Annotated in this window: 9 protein-coding genes; 5 read left to right on the top strand and 4 right to left on the bottom strand. The window is 72.7% G+C overall.

Features of this window, described 5'->3' with window-relative positions; translation table 11 throughout:
• Nucleotides 1-375: 375 nt before the first annotated feature.
• The gene (locus ACFWBT_RS38875) at nt 376-1140 is read right to left on the bottom strand and encodes a TetR/AcrR family transcriptional regulator (RefSeq protein ID WP_385708336.1); all 765 of its coding nucleotides are present in this window, start codon (nt 1138-1140) and stop codon (nt 376-378) included.
• Between the two features lie 118 nt (nt 1141-1258).
• On the opposite strand from ACFWBT_RS38875, the gene ACFWBT_RS38870 reads away from it, so the two are divergent.
• A complete protein-coding gene (locus tag ACFWBT_RS38870; protein WP_385708333.1) occupies nt 1259-2752 on the top strand; it encodes an APC family permease in 1494 nt (497 codons plus the stop codon).
• Between the two features lie 35 nt (nt 2753-2787).
• Nucleotides 2788-4419 carry an amidohydrolase gene (locus ACFWBT_RS38865; protein ID WP_385708329.1) on the top strand — a complete coding sequence of 544 codons (1632 nt, stop codon included), beginning with the start codon at nt 2788-2790 and terminating at the stop codon, nt 4417-4419.
• A gap of 171 nt (nt 4420-4590) precedes the next feature.
• Here the strand turns inward: ACFWBT_RS38865 and ACFWBT_RS38860 are convergent, their stop codons facing one another.
• Nucleotides 4591-6183, bottom strand: coding sequence for an oxidoreductase (locus ACFWBT_RS38860; protein ID WP_385708326.1), 1593 nt, complete (start codon nt 6181-6183; stop codon nt 4591-4593).
• A gap of 151 nt (nt 6184-6334) precedes the next feature.
• On the opposite strand from ACFWBT_RS38860, the gene ACFWBT_RS38855 reads away from it, so the two are divergent.
• The 3 genes from ACFWBT_RS38855 to ACFWBT_RS38845 all read left to right on the top strand — a co-directional run bounded on the left by ACFWBT_RS38855 (nt 6335) and on the right by ACFWBT_RS38845 (nt 7569).
• Nucleotides 6335-6697: a DUF1304 domain-containing protein gene (locus ACFWBT_RS38855; protein ID WP_385708323.1), complete on the top strand. Its 363-nt coding sequence runs from the start codon at nt 6335-6337 to the stop codon at nt 6695-6697.
• Nucleotides 6694-7248, top strand: coding sequence for a TetR/AcrR family transcriptional regulator (locus tag ACFWBT_RS38850; RefSeq protein WP_266764331.1), 555 nt, complete (start codon nt 6694-6696; stop codon nt 7246-7248). The genes ACFWBT_RS38855 and ACFWBT_RS38850 overlap by 4 nt, the downstream gene beginning before the upstream one ends.
• A gap of 159 nt (nt 7249-7407) precedes the next feature.
• Nucleotides 7408-7569, top strand: a complete 162-nt coding sequence (locus ACFWBT_RS38845) for a hypothetical protein (RefSeq protein ID WP_385708319.1) — start codon at nt 7408-7410, stop codon at nt 7567-7569.
• A gap of 192 nt (nt 7570-7761) precedes the next feature.
• Here ACFWBT_RS38845 and ACFWBT_RS38840 read toward each other — a convergent pair whose 3' ends face one another.
• Nucleotides 7762-8610, bottom strand: coding sequence for a hypothetical protein (locus tag ACFWBT_RS38840; protein WP_385708316.1), 849 nt, complete (start codon nt 8608-8610; stop codon nt 7762-7764).
• 69 nt (nt 8611-8679) lie between these two features.
• Nucleotides 8680-9435, bottom strand: a 756-nt coding sequence (locus ACFWBT_RS38835; RefSeq protein ID WP_385708309.1) for a GlxA family transcriptional regulator, incomplete at its 5' end; no start/stop codon positions are given.

Here is a 9435-nt window from a genome sequence, read left to right as displayed (position 1 = left end):
GTCCGGACGGCCGCCGCGTCGTCCCGGGTTACCCGGTCCGGGCGATTCAGTCGGCTTCGAGCCACTCGCCGTCCCGCATGAGGTCGCGTCCGGAGATCTCGTCGGCCTCGCGCCAGGCCTGCACGCGCTGCGCTGTGCCGCCGAAGTACTGGCAATGGACCGTGAGTTGACGCGGTCGAAACCGGTCCTGGCGGCGAACGCGTCGCCGGAACCGTCCGGCAGCTCCTCGGCTTCGAGCGTCCGGACGGTGCCGTCGATCATGACCACGTCGCGGGTGGCCCGATGCCGGGCCGTACCGTGCCGGTCGCCCGCAGGTTCCGGCCCGTGGGCTGCCGGCGGGGGGCGGCAGCACGGTAGTACCGTCCCGGAGGGGGCTCAGTGTGACGGGCCGGGCGGGTGCGACGGGGTTCCCGACGGGGTCCCGCCTCCCGTGATCTCGGCGAGCCGGGCCGCCGCCGCGCTCAGCAGCATGTCGAGCGCCGTCGGATACGCGCTGCGCCGCATGTCGAGCACGAGGTGGCGGGACGTCGCCGCGATGTTGGGGTGGCTGTCGGCGGGCAGCCGGGCGTACATCGCCCGCCACACACCGGCCTCGGCCTCGCGCGCGGCGCGGGGCAGGGCGACGCTCGCGGCGTCCAGGGCCGCGAACGCGAGCGCCTGGTCGACGAAGGCGTGGTAGATCCGTACGGCCTCGGGGTCGGGGAATCCGGCGCCGCGCAGCACGCCGAGGATCGCCTCCACCGCCTCGATCTCGTGGACGCGGCCGGTCACCCGGTAGGAGCTGAGGACGGCGGCCTGCGGATGGGCGAGGGAGCCGGAGTGCACGCGCAGGCCGAGGTCCCTGAGGTCGGCACGCCAGTCCCCCGTGGGGTTCCAGGTGCGCAGGGTCCGGCCGATGAGCTCGTCGGCGATGGCGAGCAGCAGGTCGTCGGTGTCGCGGAAGTAGCGGTACAGGGCGCTGGGGTCGGCGCCGAGGGCCAGGCCGAGGCGGCGGACGGTGAGCGCGTCGGCGCCGTGCTCCTTGAGCAGGCGCAGGGCGGTCTCGACGATCAGTTCCTCGGAGAGGACGACGCCGGTCTTGGTGGGGCGTCGGCGCCGCCGGGCGGCGGGCGGGACGACTCGGTCGTTCGTGGACGTCATGGGGTCTCCCTCCGGTGCGGGCACCTTATGTCAACGGCGTTGACCTGTTAAGGCCGCGGGCAGTTTCATTTCCGGTCATCGGGCCGGATTCAGGCCCCGGGTGCGATCGGAGCTGGTCATGACGCAGAAGCCGTACGGTGTGGACCCCCCGTCCTTGCGCAGGACTCTCGGCGTCGTGGACGGTGTGGCCATCGCCGCCTCCAGCACGGCGGCGACGACCAGCATCGGTATCGGCCTGGGGGTGACCGCAGGGGTGGTGGGGCTGCATCTGCCCGCGATCATGCTGCTGGCGTTTCTGCCGGTCCTCGGGATCGCGGGCGCCTTCTCCCGGCTGAACCGGGTCGAGCCGAACGCGGGCAACGGCTATGTGTGGGTGGGCCGTTCGCTCAGCCCCTGGCTCGGGTTCCTGGTCGGCTGGGTGAGCATCGTGGCCACGGTGGCGTTCCTCGCGTACACCACGGCGGTGACCGGTTCGGCGATGATCCAGCTCGCCGGTGAGGCGGGCCTGCGCACGGTGGCCGGGCTGACGCTCGATCCGGGCTCGACCGCCCAGACCACGGCCGTGGGTGTCCTGGTCCTGGTCGCCGTCACACTCACCGCGGTGACGGGCGTCAAAACCGCCGCGCGGCTCCAGAGCGGACTGCTGGTCTTCGAGTACGTCGTCCTGCTGGGCTTTTGCGGATACGGCATCGTGACCGGCCCGCACCCCTTCAGCCTGAGCTGGTTCGACCCCTTCCAGATCCCCTCGGCGACGGCGCTGGCGCAGGGGCTGCTGCTGTCGGTGTTCTGCTACTGGGGCTTCGAGGCGGCGTTCACCGTGAACGAGGAGGTGCGTGATCCGCGGGACGCCTCGCGGGCCGGGACCATCACGCTGGTGACCATGCTGGGGCTCTTCCTGCTCGGCTCCGTCGCCTTCCAGCGCGTGCTGTCCGAGGACGAGTTGGCCGGGCACGGCGCCGAAGGGCTGGCCTTCCTCGGGAACCGGCTCGCCGACCAGCCGTTGGCCGCTCTGCCGCTGGTGGCGCTCATGTTCTCGGCCGTCGCCTCGCTGCAGGCCGGGGTGATCCCGACGGCGCGCGGAATGTTCGCGATGAGCCGGGACCGGACGCTCGGGCCCGTGTGGTCCAGGGTCAGCGCCCGGTACGGGACTCCGGCGGTCGGCACGCTGCTGATCGGCGCGATGGCGGTCGTGGTGGCCACGCTCTCCCTGGTGATTCCCCGGCTGGCCGACATGATCATGGCGACGGTCAGCGCGGTCGGGATCGTCGTGGCGCTGTCGTACGCGCTGACCGCCCTCGCGGCCGCCGCCCGTTTCCGCGGACTGCTCCGGGAGGACTGGCGGGAGGGGATACGCGCGGTCGTCCTCCCCACCCTGAGCGCCGTGGCGCTGCTCGGCCTCGGCGGCTATCTGGCCTGGTCCTTCTACACCTCGGCCGATCACTTCGAGGTGAGCGCGGACAACGGCTGGTTCCTGCTGCTGGCCCCCACCGTCATGATCGTCTCGGGTTTCGTGGCCGCCGCGTGGGCCAAGTGGGTCCGCAAGTCCCCGTACTTCACCACGGGACGGGGCACCGACGCCGACGCGCCCCAGCTCCTGGCCACCCCCAACTGAGCACTTCAGGCCACCTCGACCAAGGAAACGGAACCATGCACGCTGACCTTCTCTTCACCGGCGGCCCGGTGTTCACCCCCGAGGGCCGCACCGCGACCGCGGTGGCCGTCACCGGCGAGCGGATCACCGCCGTCGGAAACTCCGAGGTCCATGAACTGATCGGCCCGGACACCGAGGTCGTCGACCTGGCCGGGCGGCTCCTGCTGCCCGGGTTCCAGGACGCGCACGTCCATCCGGTGCCCGCGGGCCTGGAACTCACCCAGTGCGATCTGACCGGTGCGAAGACGGCCGAGGACACCGTGGCGGCCGTCCGCGCGTACTCCGACGCCCACCCCGAACGGGAGTGGATCACCGGCGGCGGCTGGTCCATGGAGGCTTTCGAGGGCGGCACTCCGACCAAGGAGCTGCTGGACGCGGTCGTACCGGACCGGCCGGTGTACCTGCCCAACCGGGACCACCACGGCGCCTGGGTCAACAGCCGCGCCCTCGAACTCGCCGGGGTCACCCGGGACACCCCCGACCCGGCGGACGGACGGTTCGAGCGGGACTCCTCGGGCGAGCCCACCGGCATGCTGCAGGAAGGGGCCATGCAGTCCGTCGGCCGGCTCACCCCCGCGGCCACCTCCGCCGACCGGCTCGCCGCGCTGCTGCACGCCCAGCGGCATCTGCACGCGCTCGGCATCACCGCCTGGCAGGACGCGATCGTCGGCACCTTCCTGGGCATGGAGGATCCGTCCGAGGCGTACCTGACGGCGGCCCGCGAAGGGTCGCTGACCGCTCGGGTGGTCGGCGCCCTGTGGTGGGACCGGGCGCGGGGTGCCGAGCAGATCCCCGAACTCGTCGAGCGGCGGGCCGCGTTGAACCACGGCCGGTTCAGGGCGACCAGCGTCAAGCTGATGCTGGACGGCGTCGCCGAGAACGGCACCGCCTCGCTGCTCGACCCCTACCTCGACAAGTGCGGCTGCGCCACGGCCAATCGGGGCAAGAGCTTCATCGATCCCGCTCACCTTCCCTCGTACGTCACCGCGTTGGACGCGCTCGGGTTCCAGTGCCACTTCCACGCGCTGGGCGACGGTGCCGTCCGTCACGCCCTGGACGCGGTCGAGGCGGCGCGCAAGGCGAACGGGCCGAGCGACACCCGTCCGCATCTGGCGCATCTCCAGGTCGTGCACCCCGACGACGTGCCGCGCTTCGCGCAGCTCGGCGCCACGGCGAACATCCAGCCGCTGTGGGCCGCGCACGAACCGCAGATGGACGAGCTGACGATCCCCTTCCTCGGGCCCGAACGCGCCGCCTGGCAGTACCCGTTCGGGGCGCTGCTGCGCTCCGGCGCGCGGCTGGCGGCGGGCAGCGACTGGCCGGTCAGCAGCCCCGACCCGCTCCAGGGCATCCATGTCGCGGTCAACCGGGTGAGCCCGGACGAGCCGGGGCCGGTGTTCCTGCCGGCCGAACGCATCGACCTGACGGCCGCGTTGACGGCGTACACCGCGGGAACGGCGTACACCAACCATCTCGACGACACCGGGAGCGTGCGGGCGGGCGCCCTCGCGGATCTCGTCGTCCTGGACCGCGACCCCTTCGCGGGACCGCCGGAGGCGATCAAGGAGACCGGGGTCGCGCTCACCTATGTCGGAGGGGAGCGCGTGTACGCGGCGCCGGACGCCTGAATCACGCCGACGCGAGGTACCTGAACCACCCGTCGCAGAGGCTCGTACCCCGGCCCCGGAACGAGGGTTTTCCCCGGCACGGCTCCGATGAGTTCACCCCGGCCGGGTGCGGGGGGCACCCCGGCCAGGTGCCGGGGAGTTCACCCCGGCCGGGTGCCGGGTGCCGGCGGGTCACGACCTGCGGAGCATGCGATTGGCACCCGCGGCGGCCGTCGTCGCCAGGAGCCAGCCGAGGCATACGAGGACGGCTGCCGCCCACTGCAGTCCGCCCCGAGGACTGAACGCTTCCTCCTGCCCGAAGTCGACCAGCGGCAGCACCAGGTCGAAGGTGTAGATCGCGGCCTGGAAGTGGGGCGGCTTGGCCGGGTCGACCGCCTGCGGGGGCCAGCGCGTGAACATCAGGATCCCGCTGAACATGATCGCGCACAGCCACCACACGGCCCGCAGGGGACGGTAGCCGTAGCCGACGGTCAGATCCTGAAGCCCGCTCCACACCCGCCCCGGCCACGCCAGAGTGGTGCGCCTGCGGCGTTGCTTGGCGAGCAGCACGGTGCGGGCGTCGGCGTCGTGCCCGTGCAACCGGTAGGCCGCGGCGAGTTGCTCGTACGGCTGTGGGGTGAAGCCCTCCGGATCGCGAGCGAGGAGCGGAAGCCGCTCGACGGCGGGGAGTTGGGGGAGCAGGCTGTCGTAGACGACGCCTTCCAGCCGGACGGCGTACGGCCAGGAGTCCGGCGCGCCGCGCAGTATGGTCAGCCGGGTGTGACTGAGGTCGACGACGCCGCGTATGGACTCGCGCGGGGTCAGGGCGAGTTCGGACGCCGTGGAGCGGCGGCAGGTGAGCGCGGGTGAGCCGGAGGGTACGTCTATGGCGGCGTCCTGGAAGCAGATGCGGCTGCGTACGGTGACGCTGCTGATGGTGATCCGGCCGCGGGCCGTGAACCCGTCGCAGCAGTTGAACACCGCGCCGACCGCGATGCCGTGGGCCCGCAGCGCCGGGCCGTGCTCGGCGGTCAGCGAGGCCTCCTCGAAGAGGGCGCCACCACCCACCTGGGCGTCGCAGAGATCGACCGTCCCCTCGGCGACGAGCCCGCCCCGGCAGTTCAGGTCCCCGCCGATGTGCAGTCTGTTGGCCTTGAGCGCCGTCCCGTCCGGGTTGATCAGTTCGGCGCGCTTGAGGACGACACTGCCCCGCACGGAGGTGTCGCGCAGGTCCGTGCAGCCGTCCACGCGCAGCCCCGTGCCCGCCTGGATGTCCCCTCCGACCGTGGCGCACAGGAGTTGCAGCGCCCGTTCTCCGCGTCGCTCGCCGTGTCCCTTCAGGCGGCTGTTCTCGAGGTGCAGGGTGCCGCCGATCGAGGCGCCGTAAAGGTCGATGGGCCCCTCGAAACGGCAACCGGAGATCTCGCACTTCCAGCCGGTCGTGAGGCCCACGGCCGACAGGCCGGGCAGCACGCAGTCCCGTAACTCCAGGGCCCCCAACGCGGCCCCGTCGAGGCACGGAACCTGTTCGAAGCGGCAGTCGTGCAGTCGCAGGGTCCCCGCGACGACAGCCTCGGCGAGATCGAGGCGGCCGGTGATCGTCACGCCCCTGAGTCGCAGCCGCGGCAGCTGTCCCGCCTCGGCCGTCGGCGGCGCCAGCAGCAGCCCGCGGACGGCGGCCGCCCGCACCTCGCCCCGGTCCTCGAACCACTCCCCCCGCCGGAACGCGGCCCACATCTCCCGCTCGTTCCCGCTCCAACCACCCGGCCCGAAGCTGCCCGTCACGTCAACTCCCCTTCCACCAAAGGAAACCGGGTGCATCGCTACCCCAGAGGCGCAGGGGACAACCTGAGGCACCGGTCACTTCCTGTACACCTGTCCATGTATAGTGGACACTTGTCCATGAAATTCCGACGCGCAACGGAGCCTGCCGACGATGGAAACAGTCGCGAACGTGCTGGTGGGCCTGGTGGCCGCACTGCACGTGTACATCCTGGTGCTGGAGATGTTCCTGTGGGAGAAGAAGCCGGGGCGGGGGCTCCATGGATTCGACCCGCGGACGGCCCGGGCGACCGCGCCGCTCGCCGCGAACCAGGGGCTCTACAACGGCTTTCTGGCCGCGGGCCTGATCTGGGGGCTGATCGCCGCGGACCCGACCGGGCATGACACGCAGGTCTTCTTCCTGTCCTGCGTGGTGATCGCGGGCGTGTACGGATCGGTCACCGCGAACCGCCGCATCCTCTTCGCACAGGCCCTGCCGGGCGCGCTCGCGCTGGCCGCGGTCCTCGTCACCGGATGACGCCCGACGACCCGCGCGCCGCCCGGACCCGCGCCAAACTGCGGCAGGCGCTGCTGGAGGAGTGCGCCGAGCATCCGCTGGAGGAGATCGGCGTCGCCGCGCTGGTGCGGCGGGCCGGGGTCGGCCGGGCCACCTTCTACGTGCACTACGCCGACCTGGAGGCGCTGGCGGTCGACGCGTGCGCCGATGTCGTACGGGAGGCCGTGGAGGCGCTGCACGCCTGGCGCGGACGGCCCGACCCGGTGTCCGCGCCTCCCGCCCTGCGCGCCTTCTTCACCGAACTCGCCCCGCACACAGGTCTCTACCGCGCCCTGCTGAGCCCGGGCGGCGGTGGCCCGCTGGGCCGCGTGCTCCACCACGACCTGCGGGCCCGCAGCCTCGCCGAACGGACCCTCGCCGGGGCGCCGGACGCCCCCCTCGTCGCCTCCGCGGTCGCCGCCACCTTCGCGGGCGTCCTCGCTGACTGGCTGCACGGCCTGCTGGAGGGCACCCCGGACGCCGTCGCGGACCAGGTCTGGCAACTGCTCGTCGCTCTGCACATGAGCCGGTGACGCTTCGGGCCAGGAACCGCTGAGGTCGGGGTGAGGTACTTGGCCGTCCGGCCCGGGGGCTCACCGTTCCCGGGTTCACCTGCGACAATGCCTCAAGATCCCGTCCACGCCTCGCGCCCGGACAGGCGTCCGCCGTTCGAAGGCTCCTGGAGGCGCCCCGTGCACACCCTCGTTTTCCTGCTGCGGAGCGCGCTGGGCCTCGGCGGCGGCCTGGTGTTCATGTGGGAGCTGAACCGCCAGGCCTCGGGACCGGGCTGGCGAAAGCCGCGGGTCTTCTCCGCGGTGGCCGCTGTACTGCTCGCCGGGCTGTCGGCCGTCTAGGGTCGCCGGTCGACATGCCCCCGTTCCCGTCCGGTCGGGAAACAGCGGGCTTGCCCGAGGGGCCGTTCCTGTAGGTAAGCCCGCCCAGGTGCACGGAGTCAGAGGTCTCGCCTGCCCGGTCTCGCCCGCCCCCGGCGCCCTCGGCGGGGTTTCGCGGGAGTCGGGACGCCCGTCGGGGTCGCCGCCAACGCCTCATCTGCACCCGAGGCCGGGCTTGGCCGCGGGCCAGGCCTCCACCCCGTCGGACGTCCGGATGTACGCCGTGGACCTGTCCGGCGCCAGCCAGAGTCTCCAGTCGTGGTAGCGGTAGCCGGTGTCCCGCGCGTCCGCCGGCATGCGGACGTCCCCGTCGTAGGCGGCGGTCAGCCCCTCGCCGTCGAAGACCCCGCGCGGATCGCGCACGTACAGGTGGCCGCGGTCGCCGAGGTCGAGGAAGTGCGCGCTCTGCCAGTCGCAGTGCTCCGCGCCGACCGAGCTGGTCACCACGGTGGTCGGCACCCGGTGGCCGTCCCGGTCCGTCCAGATCTCGTCCCCCCGCGCCTCGGTGTAGCTCGCCGGGAACTCCGAGGGGTCGCAGGACGCGCTGGTCTCCGGGCCCCAACCCGGGCGCCGTGGCTGGTCCTTGGCGACGACGACGGCGACCTTGGTCCGGCCCTCGACGTCGTACGAGAACAGGACGCGGTCCCCTTCCTCGCGCTCGACCCGGTAGCCCTGCTCCGGCAGGCCGGGCTGGGAGATCTCGAAGTACGCGTTCAGCCCTTCCTCCGGGGTCGAACCGCCGTCACCCTCGCTCCACGTGTCGCCCGCGCCGCCCATGTGGATCGCGCCGTCGCACTCCAGCGCCTGCCCCGCCGAGCCCGACGTCTTCTTCGCCCCCCGCTCGCCGCCGTCCGAGCTCTCCTGGTACGGCAGGTCCAGCGGCCCGGCGTACGGAGTGGCGGGCGGTGTGCCCTTGACCACCAGGCCGTCGCGCTCCCCCGCGCCGCACCCCACCACCGCCAGCCCCACCAGCACCAAGGCCGCCACGATCCCCTTGCGCATCCCCACCCCTGTTCCTCCGACCGCCGTTCGTGCTCCTACGACGCGCGGGTGCGGACGAACGTTCGCCGGTCAGCGCGCGGCCTGGAACGTCCGCCGGTACGCCTGCGGCGAGACGCCGATCGTCGCGTGCAGATGCTGGCGCAGCGAGGCCCCCGTCGCGAAGCCGACCTCGCCCGCGATCCGGTCCACCGACAGATCGCTGGCCTCCAGCAGATGACGGGCCCGGGCGACGCGCTGCTGGATGAGCCAGCGGCCGGGGCTCAGGCCCACCTCGTCGCCGAAGCGGCGGGCGAAGGTGCGCAGGCTCATCCCGGCGTGATCGGCGAGCTCGGTCAGGGTCAACGGATCGCCGAGACGCGTCAGCGCCCAGTCCCGGGTGGCGGCGGTGCTCGCCGTCGAGGGCTCCGGTACGGGCTGCTCGATGTACTGCGCCTGGCCGCCCTCGCGCAGCGGCGGGACCACGCAGCGCCGGGCCACCCTGTTGGCCAGTTCACTGCCGTGGTCCCGGCGGACGAGGTGCAGGCAGATGTCGATGCCGGACGCGGCGCCGGCCGAGGTGAGGATGTCGCCGTCGTCGACGAACAGCACGTCCGGGTCCAGGTCGACCCGCGGGAAGCTGCGCCGGAACTCGTCCGCCACACACCAGTGCGTGGTCGCCCGGCGCCCGTCCAGCAGCCCGGCGGCGGCCAGCACGAACGCGCCCGTGCAGATGGAGACGATGCGGGTGCCCGGGCGGATGAACGCGAGGGCGGCGGCCACCTCGTCGGAGAGGCCGGTGGTGATCGCGGCCGGGGTGGCGGCCGCCCGCACCCCGGGGTGCCCCGG

The organism is Streptomyces sp. NPDC060027 (genome assembly GCF_042737005.1).
In the GTDB taxonomy this organism is placed as follows: Bacteria; Actinomycetota; Actinomycetes; order Streptomycetales; family Streptomycetaceae; genus Streptomyces.
The sequence above is the reverse complement of the archived record's forward strand: the minus strand, read 5'-3'. Positions and strand labels throughout refer to the sequence as shown.